This window comes from Streptomyces sp. NPDC006463, from assembly GCF_042870715.1.
Lineage (GTDB): Bacteria > Actinomycetota > Actinomycetes > Streptomycetales > Streptomycetaceae > Streptomyces.
The window spans coordinates 54563-70695 of record NZ_JBIAHP010000002.1; the positions used below are offsets into that span (position 1 = coordinate 54563).

The window sequence follows — 16133 nt, forward strand, 5'->3', positions numbered from 1 at the left end:
GTGGGGAGTCAGTCGGACAGGCCCGCCAGGTCGCGCAGGCGACGGGCCTGGGCGGCGCGTTCGGCGGCGCGCTGGTCGTCGTACGGGCGCGACTGCGCGTCGCGCAGCAGCGCCTTGGTCTCGACGACGGCGTCCCGCGGCGGGGCGAGCAGCGCGGTGGTGAGGTCCTGGACGGCGGCGTCGAGCTCGTCCGCGGGCACCACGAGGTTGGCGAGGCCGACCCGCTCCGCCTCCTCGGCATGCACGAAGCGGCCCGTGGCGCAGATCTCCAGCGCGCGGGCGTAGCCGACCAGCGAGGTGAGGGGCTGGGTGCCCGCCAGGTCCGGGACCAGGCCCAGGCTGGTCTCGCGCATGGCGAACTGCACGTCGTCCGCGACCACGCGCAGGTCGCACGCGAGCGCGAGCTGGAAGCCGGCGCCGATCGCGTGCCCCTGCACGGCGGCGACGGAGATGATGTCGTTACGCCGCCACCAGGTGAATGCCTCCTGGTACTCGGCGATGGTGGAATCGAGCAGTTCGTCCGAACCGCGTGCCAGATCGAGGAAGGACGGCTCGCCCTCGAAACCCTCGGGGGTGAACGCCTGCCGGTCGAGCCCGGCGGAGAAGGACTTGCCCTCACCGCGCAGCACGACGACCCGGACGGTGCCCGGCAACGACCTTCCGGCCTCCGCCAAAGCCCGCCAGAGCGCGGGGGATTGGGCGTTTCGCTTGGCCGGATTGGTCAGCGTCACCGTGGCGAGCGAGCCGTCGACGGTGAGTCGTACGCCGTCCTTGTCGAGCAGAGTCATCTGTATGCCTCCGGTGTGCAGTCGGCCGCGATCCGGCCTAAGTGACTGCACAGTAACCACCCAGTCGACCGGAAAGCCGACCGGGGGTCACCGAAGGATCCGTTTGACCATACTGAAACCTTTGAAGCCTTGAAGCATTCAAACGTCGGAACCGATGCGCCCAGGGTCAGGCCGTAGCCGCCTTCTTGCCGCGCGTCGCGCCACCGCGACCGCGCAGCGAGACCCCGGACTCACTGAGCATCCGGTGGACGAATCCGTAGGACCGGCCGGTCTCTTCGGCCAGTGCCCGGATACTCGCACCGGAGTCGTACTTCTTCTTCAGGTCTGCCGCGAGCTTGTCGCGCGCGGCGCCGGTTACCCGGCTGCCCTTCTTCAGAGTCTCGGCCACCCGTGCCTCCTCATGGGAAGTGCGCTCTGGACTTCTCATGATCACCCCTCCCACGCTTCCTGGCCACCCATTCAGCAAGGTCGGTACGGCCGCATTTCCCGAAGGGTGGACACCCACACAGAACGGAATCTCCCCTTCCGCCACATGACCTCCGTCACACTTCGCTGCCCTCACCGGGAATCGCCAGGTCAGGGGCGGGACGACGGAAGACGGACGGCCCCGGTCGCGCACCCTCGCGGGCGCGGCCGGGGCCGTCGTACGACGCTGCGCGGTACGAGACCGTCTCACTCAGATGATGGATCACCCCTGAGCCGAATGATCCATAAGGAATTGGATCAGGCGAGGGCGACCAGGTCGCGGTAGTCCGGGCCCCACAGATCCTCGACGCCGTCCGGGAGCAGGATGATCCGCTCCGGCTCCAGCGCCTCGACCGCGCCCTCGTCGTGCGTGACGAGGATGACCGCGCCCTTGTACGTGCGCAGGGCGCCCAGGATCTCCTCGCGGCTGGCCGGGTCCAGGTTGTTCGTGGGCTCGTCGAGCAGCAGCACGTTCGCCGAGGAGACGACCAGCGTGGCCAGGGCCAGGCGGGTCTTCTCGCCGCCGGACAGCACCCCGGCGGGCTTGTCCACGTCGTCCCCGGAGAAGAGGAAGGAGCCCAGCGTCTTGCGTACGGCGACCAGGTCCAGGTCGGGCGCGGAGGACCGCATGTTCTCCAGGACCGTGCGGTCCGGGTCCAGGGTCTCGTGCTCCTGGGCGTAGTAGCCGAGCTTGAGGCCGTGGCCGGCCGTCACGACGCCGGTGTCCGGCTTCTCGGTGCCCGACAGCAGGCGCAGCAGAGTGGTCTTGCCCGCGCCGTTGAGGCCGAGGATGACGACCCGGGAGCCCTTGTCGATGGCCAGGTCGACGTCGGTGAAGATCTCCAGCGAGCCGTAGGACTTCGAGAGGCCCTCGGCGGTCAGCGGCGTCTTGCCGCAGGGCGCCGGGTCCGGGAAGCGCAGCTTGGCGACCTTGTCGGAGACGCGGACGGCCTCCAGGCCGGACAGCAGCCGCTCGGCGCGCTTGGCCATGTTCTGCGCGGCGACGGTCTTGGTGGCCTTGGCGCGCATCTTGTCGGCCTGCGAGTTCAGGGCCGCGGCCTTCTTCTCCGCGTTCTGGCGCTCGCGCTTGCGGCGCTTCTCGTCGGCCTCGCGTTGCTGCTGGTAGAGCTTCCAGCCCATGTTGTAGACGTCGATCTGGGAGCGGTTGGCGTCCAGGTAGAAGACCTTGTTGACGACGGTCTCGACGAGGTCGACGTCGTGGGAGATCACGACGAAGCCGCCGCGGTAGTTCTTCAGGTAGTCCCGCAGCCAGACGATCGAGTCGGCGTCGAGGTGGTTCGTCGGCTCGTCGAGGAGCAGGGTGTCCGCGTCCGAGAACAGGATCCGGGCGAGCTCGACGCGGCGGCGCTGACCGCCGGAGAGGGTGTGCAGCGGCTGGCCGAGCACCCGGTCGGGCAGGCTGAGGGCGGCCGAGATCGTCGCGGCCTCCGACTCGGCGGCGTATCCGCCCTTGGTGAGGAACTCGGTCTCCTGGCGCTCGTACTGCTTGAGCGCCTTCTCGCGGGTGGCGCCGGAGCCGGTGGCGATGCGCTCCTCGTTCATCCGCATCTTCTTGATCAGGACGTCCAGACCGCGGGCGGACAGGATCCGGTCGCGGGCCAGGACCTCCAGGTCACCGGTGCGGGGGTCCTGCGGGAGGTAGCCGACTTCACCCGAGCGGGTGATGGAGCCGGCGGCGGGCTGGCCCTCGCCGGCGAGGCACTTGGTGAGGGTGGTCTTGCCGGCTCCGTTACGGCCGACCAGGCCGATGCGGTCGCCCTTGGCGATGCGGAAGGAGGCGGACTCGATGAGGACGCGGGCGCCGGCGCGCAGCTCTACGCCGGTGGCGGTGATCACGGAAATACTCCAGGGCGGGGGGACGGCGGAAGGGGGGCAGGACGCGATGCTTCGACGCCGCTAATCCGCGAGGAGATTTGCCATGGGAGTCATTCTACCGGGGGTGCGCAACTACTTATCGGGCCGCCGGTCGGCCGGGGCGCCCTGCACCCTGTCCCCCGTTCGGCTCATGGACCGCACCGGCGGGTGCGGCTGCGCATCAGGATGAACGGGTCGATGCTCGCCGCAGGACGGACACGGGAGTCAAGGACGGTGCGGGATGCGGTTCGACGACGACGCCGTCGGGCTGATCGCGCTCGTCCCGGCCCTTCTGTTCGGTGTGTGACCGGAGCAGCTGGGGCTGCCCTCCGGGGGCCAGGAGTCGGCGCCGGTCCCGTCCTGCCGTCGACGAGGTGAAGCGGGTCTGCGCGAAGGGGCGGTCCGCGAACGCCCCGGAGGACTGCCGGCTGGTCGCGGTGGTCAACAGCACCCAGGACTTCTGGAGGCAGGAGTTCACCCGGCGCGCGGGCCGGTACGCCCCGGCGCGGACGGTCTTCTTCGAGGGTCGCGTGAACACCGCCCGCGGGGCGGCCACCTCCGCGGTGGGCCCCTTCTACTGTCCCGCCGACCAGAAGGTCCATCTGGACCTGGGCTTCTTCGACGACCTGCGGACGAGGTTCGGCGCGAGCGGCGGCCCCTTCGCCCGGCAGGGCGCGAACAGCAACGCCGTCAAGGTCGAGCTGCAGGCCGACTGCTACGCCGGGGTGTGGGCGCGAGGCGCGACGCAGCCCCCGGACGAGTCCTCCGGCCGGCCGCTGATCACCCGCCTCACCGACGAGGACATCAGGGACGGGCTGGACGCGGCGGCGGCGGTCGGCGACGACCGGATCCAGGAGAGGTTCCAGGGCCGGGTCACCGCGGAGTCCTGGACCCACGGGTCGGCCGAGCAGCGGCAGCAGTGGTTCTACCAGGGCTACCGCACCGGTGACATGGCCCAGTGCAACACCTTCCGCTGACTGTCAGTGGCGCCTGCCATGCTGTGACGTGGGTCACCGTCACGAGAGGGAGTGATCGTCATGGCAGGCGTTCCGTCCATCTGTCCCACGCTGGTCTACGGCGACGCGAAGGCGGCCATCAAGCTGCTGACCGAGGCCTTCGGCTTCAGCCAGGTCGCGGTGTACGAGGGTGAGAACGGCTCGGTGATGCACGCGGAGCTGGCCTACGGCAACGGTCTGGTCATGCTGGGCAGCAAGGGCACCGGCGGGGTCTTCGACAAGGCCATGGGCGACGCGGGGCCGGCGGGGGTCTATGTCGTGGTCGAGGATGTCGATGCCCACCACCGGCGGGCCGCCGAGCACGGTGCGGAGATCCTGATGGAACCCACTGACCAGGACTACGGCTCCCGCGACTACATGGCCCGGGACGGCGAGGGCAACATCTGGAGCTTCGGGACGTACGCGCCGCAGGTCTGAGACCCGCAGCGGATACGTCCTCGCCCGTACGCGGCTACGCGCCGCCGGTGTGGACCTGGAAGGCGGCCCGGCGGACCGCCTTGGCCAGGGCCGGGTCGGGGTGGGCAGCCGCCAGCGCCACTAGGACCTGCACGGTGCGCGGGTGGCCGACCGCGCGGACCTCGTCCAGCAGGCGCGGGACGGTGGTGCGGACGGCAGAGTCGAGGTGGCGGGCGAGCAGGTCGGCCTCGCCGTGGTCGGCGATCGCCGCCGCGGTGTCCACCCAGAGCCAGGTCGACTCCTCGGCGGTGAGGACGTCCTGTGCATCGTCGGGGTCGACCCCGTCGTGCTCGGCGAGCCAGAGCAGGGCGTAGGGGCGCAGGGCGGGCTCGCGCACGGCGGCGCGCACCTCGGGTTCGGCGGGGGCACCGACCACGCGCAGCGCCTCGAAGGCGAGGCCGCGCAGCAGGGCGTCCTCACCGCGGGCGGCGTGCAGGAGCTCGGCCACGGCGTGGCGGACGGGCCGGGCGGCGAGCCAGGCCTGGTACTCGGCGCGGGCCGGGCCGGGGGTGAGCCGGGCGCAGCCGTGCAGCATGGCGGCGGCGGACTGCTCGATGTTCCCGGCGGGGCTCTGCGCGGCGACGCAGATCTGCTCCAGCTTGACCCAGACCGCCCAGCTGCCGAGCGGCGTGAGCGCGGCCTGGGCGGGGCCGAGGGTGACGGCGTCCACGGCTGCGAGTCCGCCGAGCGCCCAGCGCAGCAGCCGGGCGAGCGGGACGGGCGGCGCGGGGACCGGGGGCTGCGCATCGGTGATCTGCGCGTCGGTGGTCTGCGCCTCCGCCGTGTCCTGCGGGGCGTCGTAGGGGACCTCGCACCGCTCGTCGCGCAGTTCGGTGACGCGCTGCCCGAGCAGGTCGAGGAGATCGGGGACGGTCACCGGGCCGGCGGACAGCTGGAGGAGGGAGAGGAGTTGGGGCATCGCCTCGACGACCTCGGCGACGGCCGCGGGGGCGATGTCGGCGGGGGCGGGATGGACGAGGGACCACGCGTCGAAGAGGGCGACCCAGCCGCGCAGTACGGCGGTGTCGTCGCGGTCCCAGGCGCGCAGCCGCCAGCCGGGCCGGGCGTGGCCGCCGTGGACCTCGACGAGGCCGGCGAGCCTGGCGCGGTCCCAGCCGACTCTGATCTGGCCGTGCGTCAGGTTCAGCTCCGCCGCGGCGCGTTCGACGTCGGCGGCGGGCAGCGCGCCCGCGGGGGCGGGCCGACCCCCGTCCCCTGCGCCGAGGTGGAGTTCGGCCCAGCGGGTCAGGCGTACGGCGTCGGCGAGCGAGGCCCGGGCCCGGTTGGCGAGGTCGGTCGTGGCGGGCGTACCCGCCGGAGGCCTCGTGGCGGGCCTGGTGCGCCGGTCCGTCACCGCTTTGCGGGCCGTGGCCACGGAACGCTGGGAGACGAGTCGGAGTCTGGAGTCGCGAGCCAACTGCTCATCAGGCTTTCGGGACGTCACGGAAGCAGTCTCGCCCGTCACTGGCCGAAAGCCCAAACGGAACCCTCCGTTACTACGGCGCGCCGGGGTGCAGACCAGGGCAAGTCACCCGGAGGGCACTCGCCGTCACATCCCTTTCACATGACAGGACCTCACCTCGGGCCACTTCAGGGCGTCTCCGCTCACATGAGGGGGGTGAGGAAGCGGCGCAGGGCCTCCTCGTATCCGGCCGGGTCCGCGTTCCACATCGCCCCGTGGCCGGCCCGGCGCACGGTGTGCAGGGTGACGAGGTCGGGGCGGGCTGCGGCGAGCCGGGTGGAGGGCGCCCAGGGGGCGAGCGTGTCGTCCGGGCCGTGGAAGATCAGTACGGGAACGCGCAGGGAGCCGGGGTCCGAGCCGGGCGCCCGGTGGTCGGCGCGCAGTCCCGTGCGGCCCTCGGCGGCCCGGACCGCGAGCGGGAGCACCGCGGCCGGGGTGCCGCGCGCGGCGGCGAGCGCGCGCAGGGTGGTGTGCCAGTCGAGTACGGGCGAATCCAGCACCAGCCCGGAGATCCGGTCGGCGAGCGCCGAGCGCTCGGCGGCGCGCAGGGCCATGGTGGCGCCGGTGGACCAGCCGTGCAGGACCACGCGCCGGGCGCCGTAGCGCAGGGCGTAGCGGATGGCGGCGTCCAGGTCGCGCCACTCCGATTCGCCGAGGTGGCCCAGGCCGTCCGGGGAGGCGGGGGCGCCCAGGTCGCCGCGGTAGGCGAGGTCCAGGACGGGCAGCTGGTGCCGGTGCAGGAAGGGCATGACGGCCATCGGGTGCTCCCGGCTGCCCCCGAGCCCGTGCACGGTGATCACCCAGGTGTCGCGGACCCCGGGCACGAACCAGGCGGGCAGGGGGCCGAGCTCGCCGGGGACGTTCACGTCGGCGTGGTCGAGCCCGAGGGCGGTGCGCGGGTTCCCGAGGTGGACCTGGGGGGTGAGGGTGACCCGGGTCCCGGGGCGGAGGCTGCCGTGGGTAACGGCGAGCAGCCGGCGTACGACCGCGTCCGGGTCGTGCGCGGCGTCCGGGAGGAGGGGGCCGACGACGGCGTGCACCCCCGGGGCGTCGAGTCCGTACGTACCGGGGCGCAGGGAACCCAGCGAGCGGGTCAGCGTGACCCGGTCGTCGGCGACGGAGTGGACACTCAGGCGCGGTCCGCCGGGCAGCGGACGTCCGGGCTCGGGCCGCAGGGCCGCGTCGGCGGCATACCGGCCGGCCGCCACCGCGGCCGCGCCGACTCCCAGGAGGGTCGTGGTGACGGCCACTGCCGTCGCTGTCGCGGTACGCACCGCTCCAGTGTCGAGGCGCGGGCTCCGGCGGGCCACCGGAGCAGATCGTTCCGACCGCCGCCCCGGCAGGGTGATCTAGGTCTCTTTCCGCGGCCCGGCGGGGTGGGCCACCGCGCCGGAAGCCCCCGGCGGAGCGGTCCGTTCACCCCGCTTTGACGTGCATTAATCGATATATCTACGACAGAATCGGGGCGAATGACCTGATCGCACACCGCGCCAGGACACCCATCCGCCCGAGTCAGTTCACCTTCCGTTCATCCAGGTTGCCTACGGTCGCCGAACCACTGACGTCAAACAGAAGCCTGGGTAAATGGAGCACATAACGCTTCTCCTCGGGATCGTGATCATCACCGCTCTCGTGTTCGACTTCACGAACGGTTTCCACGACACGGCCAACGCGATGGCCACCACCATCTCGACCGGCGCCCTCAAGCCCAAGACGGCGGTGGCCATGTCCGCCGTGCTCAACCTCGTCGGCGCGTTCATGTCCGTGGAGGTCGCCAAGACGATCTCCAAGGGCCTGATCAACGAGGAGGGCATCCAGCCGGAAGTGATCTTCGCCGCCCTGGTCGGCGCGATCCTCTGGAACCTCGTCACCTGGCTGGTCGGACTCCCCTCCAGCTCCTCCCACGCCCTGATGGGCGGCCTGATCGGTGCCGCGGTCGCCTCCGCCGGCATCGGCGCGGTCAACGGCAGCGTCGTCGTCACCAAGGTGCTGATCCCCGCGATCGCCGCGCCGATCGTGGCCGGTGTGGCCGCGATGCTGGCCGCCAAGGTCACGTACAAGCTCGGCAACAAGGTCGGCGAGAAGACCTCCTCCAAGGGGTACCGCGCCGGGCAGATCGCCTCGGCGAGCCTCGTCTCCCTCGCGCACGGCACCAACGACGCGCAGAAGACGATGGGCATCATCACCCTGGCGCTCATCGCGGGCGGTGCGCTGGAGTCCGGCGCGAACCCGCCGGTCTGGGTCATCGTCTCCGCCGGCATGGCCATCGCGATGGGCACCTACCTGGGCGGCTGGCGCATCATCCGCACCATGGGCAGCGGCCTGACCGACCTGCACCCGCAGCAGGGCTTCGCCGCCCAGACCTCGGCCGCCAGCGTCATCCTGGCCTCCTCCTCCCTCGGCTTCTCCCTCTCCACCACCCACGCGTGCTCCGGCGCCGTCATGGGTGCGGGTCTGGGACGCAAGGGCGGCGTGGTCCGCTGGTCCACCGCCACCCGCATGTTCATCGCCTGGGGCCTGACCCTGCCGGCCGCGGCCCTGGTCTCCGCCGGTGCCGAGCTGGTCATGCGCTCCGGTGACGTCGGCGTCGCCGCCGTCGCGCTCTTCCTGGTCGCCTCGTGCGTCGCCATCTGGCTCATCTCCCGCCGCCAGGTCGTCGACCACCACAACGTCAACGACGTGCAGCCGGCCGGCGCCGAGGAGCCGGGTGTCGTCACCACGGCCATGGCCGCCGTCACCGTCCCGCCGACGGCCTCCATCGCGGCCGGTACGACCGCCGCCGTGACGGACGAGGACCTCAAGGCCACCATCCCGGCCGGGACGACAGCCCCGGCAACCGCGCCGTCTCCGGCCGCCGCGGTCTGACCGAGACACACAGAGGAACGGCAGTATGAAGATCGACTGGGAAGCACTCGGCTCCGTCTTCGGGGTCAGCCTCTCCGCCACCGTCGCCCTCGTGGCCCTGTTCACCCTGGGCCTGGTGGGCCTGTCCAAGCACGAGGCGGCCACCGAGCAGGGCGGCACCGCCACCCTGGCCCGCAGCGGTGCGTACGCCTGCTTCGCGCTCGTCACGGCGGCCGTGGGGTACGGGATCTACCTGATCGTCTCCTGAGGCGCGGACACCACGTGTGAAGGCTCCCTCCGGGTTTTCCCCGGGGGGAGCTTTCGTATGCCCCGGCGCAGGTCAACGGCGAGTTGACGGGCGTTCTCGGCGCGTGGTGGACTGCCCGGGCCAATACGGCGGCATGGAGAGGAAGTCCGGTGCGAATCCGGCGCGGTCCCGCCACTGTCACCGGGGGCACTCGACCGAGTGCGACCCGGGAGCCAGGAACTCTCGCCGCCGGACACGTCGAACCAGGGCGCGGACCCTGAGTGAGGACATACCTGTCACCATGCGTGCCGATCGCGTCTTCGCGTACGGCGCCACGGCGGGCCTGATCGGCGACCGGATCCTCGGTGATCCGCGCCGAGGGCACCCCGTGGCCGCCTTCGGACGAGCCGCCGCCGCTGTCGAGCGCGCCCTGTGGCGCGACGACCGCGCCCGGGGCATCCTGCACAGCTTCGTGTGCGCCGGGGGCGCGGCCGCCGTCGGCGCGCTGGGCGCCCGCGCCGTGCGCTCCCGGCCCGCGGCCGCCCGTATCGCCCTGACCGCCGCCGCCACCTGGGCCGTCGTCGGCGGCACCTCGCTGGGCCGCGAGGCCCGCGCCATCGGCGGCGCCCTCGCCGCCGGGGACGCCGAGGTGGCCCGCGAGCGGCTGCCGCACCTGTGCGGGCGCGACCCGCACTCCCTGGACGAGCAGCAGATGGCCCGCGCAGTCGTGGAGTCGGTCGCGGAGAACACCTCCGACGCGGTGGTCGGCGCCCTGGTCTGGGGCGCGGTCGCCGGGGTCCCCGGGCTGCTGGCCTTCCGCGCCGTGAACACCCTGGACGCGATGGTCGGCCACAAGTCGCCCCGCTACCTGCGCTACGGCTGGGCGTCCGCCCGGCTCGACGACGTGGCGGGCTGGCCCGGGGCCCGGCTGACCGCGCTGGCGGCCGTCCTCGCGGGCCCGGACCGCCGGGGGGCGGCCCGGGCCTGGCGAGCGGACGCCGCCAAGCACCCGAGCCCGAACGCCGGTCCCGTGGAGGCCTCCTTCGCGGGGGCGCTCGGGGTACGGCTGGGCGGGACCCTCGCGTACGGCGGGCGGGTCGAGCACCGGGCGGTCCTGAACGGCGAGGCGGGGCGGCCGGTGGAGGTCGCGGACATCGAGCGGGCGGTCCGGCTGTCGCGGCAGGTGACCTGGCTGACGCTGGGCGCGTGCGTCGCGGCCCGGCTGCTGGTCTCTCGTACATCACGGAGGGGGCGCGCATGAGCGGCGCGAAGCGCGGCGGCGGACTGCTCGTCGCGGGCACCACGTCGGACGCGGGCAAGAGCGTGGTCACGGCGGGCATCTGCCGCTGGCTGGCCCGCCAGGGCGTGACGGTGGCGCCCTTCAAGGCGCAGAACATGTCGCTGAACTCCTTCGTCACGCGGGAGGGCGCCGAGATCGGGCGCGCCCAGGCCATGCAGGCCCAGGCGGCCCGCGTGGAGCCGACCGCGCTGATGAACCCGGTGCTCCTCAAGCCGGGCGGCGACCGCAGCAGCCAGGTCGTGCTGCTGGGCAAGCCCGTGGGCGAGATGAGCGCACGCGGCTACCACGGCGGGCGGCAGGAGCAGCTTCTGGGCATCGTCACGGACTGCCTGGAGCAGCTGCGGGGCACGTATGACGCCGTGATCTGTGAGGGGGCGGGGAGTCCGGCCGAGATCAATCTGCGCCGGACCGACATCGTGAACATGGGCATCGCGCGGGCCGCGCGGTTCCCGGTGGTCGTGGTCGGGGACATCGACCGGGGCGGGGTCTTCGCGTCCTTCTTCGGCACGACGGCGCTGCTGTCGCCCGAGGACCAGTCGCTGATCGCCGGGTACCTGGTCAACAAGTTCCGCGGGGACGTCTCGCTGCTGGAGCCCGGCATGGAGATGCTGCGCGGTCTGACCGGCCGCGCCACGTACGGGGTGCTGCCCTTCCGGCACGGGCTCGGCATCGACGAGGAGGACGGCCTGCGCGTCTCGCTGCGGGGCGCGGTACGGGAGTCCGTGGTGGCCCCGCCGGTCGGCGAGGACGTGCTGCGGGTCGCCGTGTGCGCGGTGCCGCTGATGTCGAACTTCACGGACGTCGACGCGCTCGCGGCGGAGCCGGGGGTCGTGGTCCGGTTCGTGGACCGGGCCGAGGAACTGGCCGACGCGGACCTGGTCGTCGTACCCGGGACGCGCGGGACGGTGAAGGCCCTCGCCTGGCTGCGCGAGCGCGGGCTGGCCGACGCCCTGGTCCGGCGGGCTGCCGAGGGCAGGCCGGTGCTCGGCATCTGCGGCGGCTTCCAGGTGCTCGGCGAGCACATCGAGGACGAGGTCGAATCGCGGGCGGGAGCGGTCGACGGCCTCGGGCTGCTGCCCGTGCGCATCCGCTTCGAGCGGGAGAAGACCCTGGCGCGGCCGGTGGGTTCGGCGCTCGGCGAGCCGGTCGAGGGGTACGAGATCCACCACGGGGTCGCGGAAGTCCTGGGCGGGGAGCCCTTCCTGGACGGCTGCCGGGTCGGAGCCGTCTGGGGCACGCACTGGCACGGCTCGCTGGAGTCGGACGGCTTCCGCCGGGCGTTCCTGCGGGAGGTGGCTTCGGCCGCGGGGCGCCGGTTCGTACCGGCCGCGGACACCTCGTTCTCCGCCCTGCGGGAGGAGCAGCTGGACCTGCTGGGCGACTTGATAGCGGAGCACGCCGACACGGATGCCCTGCTGCGGCTGATCGAGGCCGGCGCCCCGACGGGCCTGCCCTTCCTCCCCCCGGGCGCGCCGTGACGGGCCGGTCCCTGCGGGGCGGAGCCCCGGCGACGGCGCCGCACACGGCAACGGTCCGCACCATCCTCGAAGGAGTGAGCAACGCATGAGCACGCCCTATCCGTTCACCGCAGTGGTCGGCCAGACCGACCTGCGGCTGGCGCTCCTGCTCAACGCCGTGAGCCCGGCGGTCGGTGGTGTGCTGGTGCGCGGCGAGAAGGGCACCGCCAAGTCCACCGCCGTGCGCGCGCTGTCCGCGCTGCTGCCGCAGGTGGACGTGGTCCCCGGCTGCCGGTTCTCGTGCGCGCCGGCCGCGCCCGACCCGGCCTGCCCGGACGGCCCGCACGAGCCCGGCCCGGGCGGTGCCCGGCCCGCCCGCATGGTGGAGCTGCCCGTCGGCGCCTCCGAGGACCGCCTCGTCGGCGCGCTCGACATCGAACGGGCCCTGGCGGAAGGCGTGAAGGCCTTCGAGCCCGGCCTGCTCGCCGACGCGCACCGCGGGATCCTGTACGTCGACGAGGTCAACCTCCTCCACGACCACCTGATCGACCTGCTGCTGGACGCCGCCGCGATGGGTGCCTCGTACGTCGAGCGCGAGGGCGTGTCCGTCCGCCACGCCGCCCGCTTCCTGCTCGTCGGCACGATGAACCCCGAGGAGGGCGAGCTGCGGCCGCAGCTCCTCGACCGGTTCGGGCTGACCGTCGAGGTCGCCGCCTCGCGCGAGCCCGCCCAGCGGGTGGAGGTCGTACGCCGCCGGCTCGCCTACGAGGACGATCCGGCCGGCTTCGCGACCCGCTGGGCCGGTGACGAACACGAGGTCCGCGCCCGGGTGGTGGCGGCGCGGGCGCTGCTCCCGCAGGTGGTGCTCGGCGACAACGCGCTGCTCCAGATCGCCGCGACCTGCGCCGGGTTCGAGGTCGACGGCATGCGGGCCGACATCGTGATGGCCCGGACCGCGACGGCGCTGGCCGCCTGGGCGGGCCGGACCACCGTGCTGAAGGAGGACGTGCGGCAGGCCGCGCTGCTGGCCCTCCCCCACCGGCGGCGGCGCAACCCGTTCGACGCGCCGGGCCTGGACGAGGACAAGCTGGACGAGATCCTGGACCGGTTCGAGGACGAGGAGCCCGACCCGGAGCCGGACACCGAGCCCGAGGGCCCGGACGACGACGGCGGCGGCCCCGACGGGGGCGGCGGGGTGCCCCCGCAGGGCAATGGCCCCCAGGCGTCCGACGCCCCGCCGGAGCCGGAGTCGGAGCCGGAGCCGGAGCCGCAGCCGCAGCCGGAGTCCACGCAGAACGCGCCCTCGGACGCCCCCGAGGCCCCGCAGCCCTCCGCCCGGGAATCCGGCGGGCCCGAACAGGCCGCCGTACGGGCCGCCGAGCCGTTCCGGACCAAGATGCTGAGCGTGCCGGGGCTCGGTGAGGGCGCTGCCGGGCGGCGTTCGCGCGCCCGCACCGCCCACGGCCGGACCACCGGGGCCCAGCGCCCCCGGGGCCAGCTGACCAAGCTGCACCTGGCGGCCACCGTGCACGCGGCCGCCCCGCACCAGAAGGCGCGCGGGCGCAGCGGGCCCGGCCTGGTGATCCGCAAGGACGACCTGCGCCAGGCCACGCGGGAGGGCCGCGAGGGCAACCTCGTGCTCTTCGTCGTCGACGCCTCCGGCTCGATGGCCGCCCGGCAGCGCATGAGCGCGGTCAAGGGCGCCGTGCTGTCGCTGCTCCTGGACGCCTACCAGCGCCGGGACAAGGTCGGCCTGATCACCTTCCGGGGGGCGGGCGCCGAGCTGGCGCTGCCGCCCACCTCCTCGGTGGACGCGGCCGCTGCCCGGCTGGAACAGCTGCCGACCGGTGGCCGCACCCCGCTGGCCGCCGGCCTGCTGAAGGCCCACGAGGTGCTGCGGATCGAACGGTTGCGGGATCCGAGCAGGCGCCCGCTGCTGGTCGTCGTCACCGACGGGCGGGCCACCTCGGCCGGCGGGGCGGCCGGCGACCCGCGGGAGCTCGCCGGGCGCAGCGCCCGGCTGCTGCAGGCCGGGGGCGTCGCGTCCGTGGTCGTCGACTGCGAGTCGGGGCCGGTCCGGCTGGGGCTGGCCGGAGTACTGGCCACCGATCTCGGCGGGCCCGCCGTCACGCTCGACGGGCTGCGGGCCGACTCGCTGGCCGGGCTCGTGAAGAACGTACGTACCGCGGTGTCGTCTCCCGCATCTCCCGCATCTTCCGCACCGCACACCAACAGGAGGGCCGCGTAATGCCGCAGGGACAGCCGACCGTCGTTCCGGACGACGGGCTCACGACGCGCCAGCGCCGCAACCGCCCGCTCGTCTTCGTCCACACCGGCCCCGGCAAGGGCAAGTCGACGGCGGCCTTCGGGCTGGCTCTGCGCGCCTGGAACCAGGGCTGGCCGATCGGGGTGTTCCAGTTCGTCAAGTCGGCGAAGTGGAAGGTCGGCGAGGAGAACGCGCTGAAGGTGCTCGGCGCCTCCGGCGAGGGCGGCTCCGTCGTCTGGCACAAGATGGGCGAGGGCTGGTCCTGGGTCCAGCGGGACGCGCAGCTCGACAACGAGCAGGCGGCCAAGGAGGGCTGGGAGCAGGTCAAGCGCGATCTGGCCGCCGAGACGCACAAGCTGTACGTTCTCGACGAGTTCGCGTACCCGATGCACTGGGGCTGGATCGACGTCGACGAGGTCATCGAGGTGCTGCGCACCCGTCCCGGCACCCAGCACGTGGTGATCACGGGACGCAACGCACCGGAGAAGCTGCTGGAGTTCGCGGATCTCGTCACCGAGATGACCAAGGTCAAGCACCCGATGGACGCCGGCCAGAAGGGCCAGAAGGGCATCGAGTGGTGACTTCGTCCAACGTTCCCCGCCTGGTCATCGCCGCGCCGTCGTCCGGCAGCGGCAAGACCACCGTCGCCACGGGCCTGATGGCGGCCTTCTCGGAGCGCGGCCTCGCCGTGTCCCCGCACAAGGCCGGGCCGGACTACATCGACCCCGGCTACCACGCGCTGGCCACCGGCCGCCCGGGGCGCAACCTCGACGCCTTCATGTGCGGGCCGGAGCTGGTCGCTCCGCTGTTCGCGCACGGGGCGGCCGGGTGCGACCTCGCCGTGGTCGAGGGCGTGATGGGGCTGTACGACGGGGCCGCGGGGCGGGGTGAGCTGGCGTCGACGGCGCAGGTCGCGAAGTTGCTGCGGGCGCCGGTGGTACTGGTCGTCGACGCCTCGTCGCAGTCGCGGTCGGTGGCGGCGCTGGTGCACGGATTCGCCTCCTTCGACCCGCAGGTGCGGCTCGGCGGCGTGATCTTGAACAAGGTCGGCTCCGACCGGCACGAGGTGATGCTGCGGGAGGCGCTGGAGGAGGCGGGGATGCCGGTGCTCGGCGTCCTGCGCCGGGCTCCGCAGGTGGCCGCGCCGTCGCGGCACCTGGGGCTGGTCCCGGTCGCGGAGCGGCGCGCGGATGCGCTGGCCGCCGTGGCGGCGTTGGCGGACCAGGTGCGCCAGGGCTGCGACCTGGACGCCCTGATGGCCCTGGCCCGCACGGCCCCGCCGTTGTCCGCCGACGCGTGGTCTGCGTCGCAGGCAGACGAGGCGCGGGGTCCGCAGCTGAGCCCCGGTCCACGGCCGGTGGTCGCCGTCGCGGGCGGGGCCGCGTTCACGTTCTCGTACGCCGAGCACGCGGAGCTGCTCACCGCCGCGGGAGCGGAGGTCGTCACCTTCGACCCGCTCCGGGACGAGGCGCTGCCCGAAGGAACCACCGGCCTGGTGATCGGCGGCGGCTTCCCCGAGGTGTACGCGCCGGAGCTGTCGGCCAACGAGCCGCTCCGCGAGGCCGTGGCCCACTTCGCCGCACAAGGCGGCCCCGTGGCCGCCGAGTGCGCCGGGCTGCTGTACCTCGCGCGGTCCCTGGACGGGAAGCCCATGTGCGGGGTGCTCGACGCCGACGCCCGGATGTCGGAGCGCCTCACCCTGGGCTACCGCGAGGCGGTGGCGGTGTCCGACAGCGCCCTCGCGCCCACCGGTACCCGGCTGCGCGGCCACGAGTTCCACCGGACGGTGATCGAGCCGGGCGCGGGAGCCGCGCCGGCGTGGGGGTTCACGCACCCGGAACGCCGCGTCGAGGGCTTCGTACAGCAGGGCGTGCACGCCAGCTACCTGCACACGCACTGGGCGGCTGAGCCGTCCGTGGCCTTCCGGTTCGCACGAGCCGCGGCAGCCGGACGGTGA

13 protein-coding genes, 1 pseudogene and 1 riboswitch are annotated in these 16133 nt (G+C 73.3%); of the genes and pseudogenes, 9 read left to right on the top strand and 5 right to left on the bottom strand.

All coding sequences use genetic code 11. The features are described 5' to 3' along the window. Nucleotides 1–8: 8 nt before the first annotated feature. The 3 genes from ACFYOB_RS04050 to ACFYOB_RS04060 all read right to left on the bottom strand — a co-directional run bounded on the left by ACFYOB_RS04050 (nucleotide 9) and on the right by ACFYOB_RS04060 (nucleotide 3110). On the bottom strand, nucleotides 9–788 hold the full coding sequence (locus ACFYOB_RS04050) for an enoyl-CoA hydratase/isomerase family protein (protein ID WP_388554190.1): 780 nt from the start codon (nucleotides 786–788) through the stop codon (nucleotides 9–11). A 166-nt stretch (nucleotides 789–954) separates the two neighbouring features. Beyond that, nucleotides 955–1176 (bottom strand): helix-turn-helix domain-containing protein, encoded by a 222-nt coding sequence (locus tag ACFYOB_RS04055; RefSeq protein WP_030010789.1) that lies wholly within the window; start codon nucleotides 1174–1176, stop codon nucleotides 955–957. A 335-nt stretch (nucleotides 1177–1511) separates the two neighbouring features. Further along, nucleotides 1512–3110 carry an ABC-F family ATP-binding cassette domain-containing protein gene (locus tag ACFYOB_RS04060; protein ID WP_388554193.1) on the bottom strand — a complete coding sequence of 533 codons (1599 nt, stop codon included), beginning with the start codon at nucleotides 3108–3110 and terminating at the stop codon, nucleotides 1512–1514. 259 nt (nucleotides 3111–3369) lie between these two features. On the opposite strand from ACFYOB_RS04060, the pseudogene ACFYOB_RS04065 reads away from it, so the two are divergent. Continuing rightward, nucleotides 3370–4105: pseudogene (locus ACFYOB_RS04065) on the top strand (neutral zinc metallopeptidase). Nucleotides 4106–4165: 60 nt separating this feature from the next. Beyond that, nucleotides 4166–4561: a VOC family protein gene (locus tag ACFYOB_RS04070; protein WP_388554195.1), complete on the top strand. Its 396-nt coding sequence runs from the start codon at nucleotides 4166–4168 to the stop codon at nucleotides 4559–4561. Nucleotides 4562–4595: 34 nt separating this feature from the next. Here ACFYOB_RS04070 and ACFYOB_RS04075 read toward each other — a convergent pair whose 3' ends face one another. Continuing rightward, nucleotides 4596–6044, bottom strand: coding sequence for a hypothetical protein (locus ACFYOB_RS04075; protein WP_388554198.1), 1449 nt, complete (start codon nucleotides 6042–6044; stop codon nucleotides 4596–4598). A 161-nt stretch (nucleotides 6045–6205) separates the two neighbouring features. Beyond that, nucleotides 6206–7336 carry an alpha/beta hydrolase family protein gene (locus tag ACFYOB_RS04080; RefSeq protein ID WP_388554201.1) on the bottom strand — a complete coding sequence of 377 codons (1131 nt, stop codon included), beginning with the start codon at nucleotides 7334–7336 and terminating at the stop codon, nucleotides 6206–6208. 310 nt (nucleotides 7337–7646) lie between these two features. Here ACFYOB_RS04080 and ACFYOB_RS04085 point away from each other — a divergent pair, with 310 nt between their 5' ends. The 7 genes from ACFYOB_RS04085 (at nucleotide 7647) to ACFYOB_RS04115 (ending at nucleotide 16133) form a co-directional block, all read left to right on the top strand. Further along, nucleotides 7647–8927, top strand: a complete 1281-nt coding sequence (locus ACFYOB_RS04085; protein ID WP_388554203.1) for an anion permease — start codon at nucleotides 7647–7649, stop codon at nucleotides 8925–8927. A gap of 25 nt (nucleotides 8928–8952) precedes the next feature. Continuing rightward, nucleotides 8953–9174: a hypothetical protein gene (locus tag ACFYOB_RS04090; protein WP_388554206.1), complete on the top strand. Its 222-nt coding sequence runs from the start codon at nucleotides 8953–8955 to the stop codon at nucleotides 9172–9174. Between the two features lie 137 nt (nucleotides 9175–9311). Next, nucleotides 9312–9396: riboswitch (cobalamin riboswitch) on the top strand. A gap of 58 nt (nucleotides 9397–9454) precedes the next feature. After that, the gene (locus ACFYOB_RS04095; protein WP_388554208.1) at nucleotides 9455–10414 is read left to right on the top strand and encodes a cobalamin biosynthesis protein; all 960 of its coding nucleotides are present in this window, start codon (nucleotides 9455–9457) and stop codon (nucleotides 10412–10414) included. Continuing rightward, nucleotides 10411–11931: a cobyric acid synthase gene (locus ACFYOB_RS04100; RefSeq protein WP_388554211.1), complete on the top strand. Its 1521-nt coding sequence runs from the start codon at nucleotides 10411–10413 to the stop codon at nucleotides 11929–11931. The genes ACFYOB_RS04095 and ACFYOB_RS04100 overlap by 4 nt, the downstream gene beginning before the upstream one ends. An 85-nt stretch (nucleotides 11932–12016) precedes the next feature. Next, the gene (locus ACFYOB_RS04105; RefSeq protein ID WP_388554213.1) at nucleotides 12017–14158 is read left to right on the top strand and encodes a putative cobaltochelatase; all 2142 of its coding nucleotides are present in this window, start codon (nucleotides 12017–12019) and stop codon (nucleotides 14156–14158) included. Next, nucleotides 14158–14757, top strand: coding sequence for a cob(I)yrinic acid a,c-diamide adenosyltransferase (gene cobO, locus ACFYOB_RS04110; protein ID WP_388554216.1), 600 nt, complete (start codon nucleotides 14158–14160; stop codon nucleotides 14755–14757). The genes ACFYOB_RS04105 and cobO overlap by 1 nt, the downstream gene beginning before the upstream one ends. Then, complete coding sequence (locus ACFYOB_RS04115; RefSeq protein ID WP_388554219.1) at nucleotides 14751–16133, top strand: cobyrinate a,c-diamide synthase; 1383 nt, start codon at nucleotides 14751–14753, stop codon at nucleotides 16131–16133. Before cobO ends, ACFYOB_RS04115 begins: the two co-directional genes overlap by 7 nt.

Bases quoted from the DNA above. Each gene is read 5' to 3' on its own strand.
- ACFYOB_RS04090 (WP_388554206.1), top strand. From the start codon at position 8,953: ATGAAGATCGACTGGGAAGCACTCGGCTCCGTCTTCGGGGTCAGCCTC.
- cobO (WP_388554216.1), top strand. From the start codon at position 14,158: ATGCCGCAGGGACAGCCGACCGTCGTTCCGGACGACGGGCTCACGACG.
- ACFYOB_RS04095 (WP_388554208.1), top strand. From the start codon at position 9,455: ATGCGTGCCGATCGCGTCTTCGCGTACGGCGCCACGGCGGGCCTGATC.
- ACFYOB_RS04070 (WP_388554195.1), top strand. From the start codon at position 4,166: ATGGCAGGCGTTCCGTCCATCTGTCCCACGCTGGTCTACGGCGACGCG.
- ACFYOB_RS04085 (WP_388554203.1), top strand. From the start codon at position 7,647: ATGGAGCACATAACGCTTCTCCTCGGGATCGTGATCATCACCGCTCTC.
- ACFYOB_RS04100 (WP_388554211.1), top strand. From the start codon at position 10,411: ATGAGCGGCGCGAAGCGCGGCGGCGGACTGCTCGTCGCGGGCACCACG.
- ACFYOB_RS04105 (WP_388554213.1), top strand. From the start codon at position 12,017: ATGAGCACGCCCTATCCGTTCACCGCAGTGGTCGGCCAGACCGACCTG.
- ACFYOB_RS04050 (WP_388554190.1), bottom strand. From the start codon at position 788: ATGACTCTGCTCGACAAGGACGGCGTACGACTCACCGTCGACGGCTCG.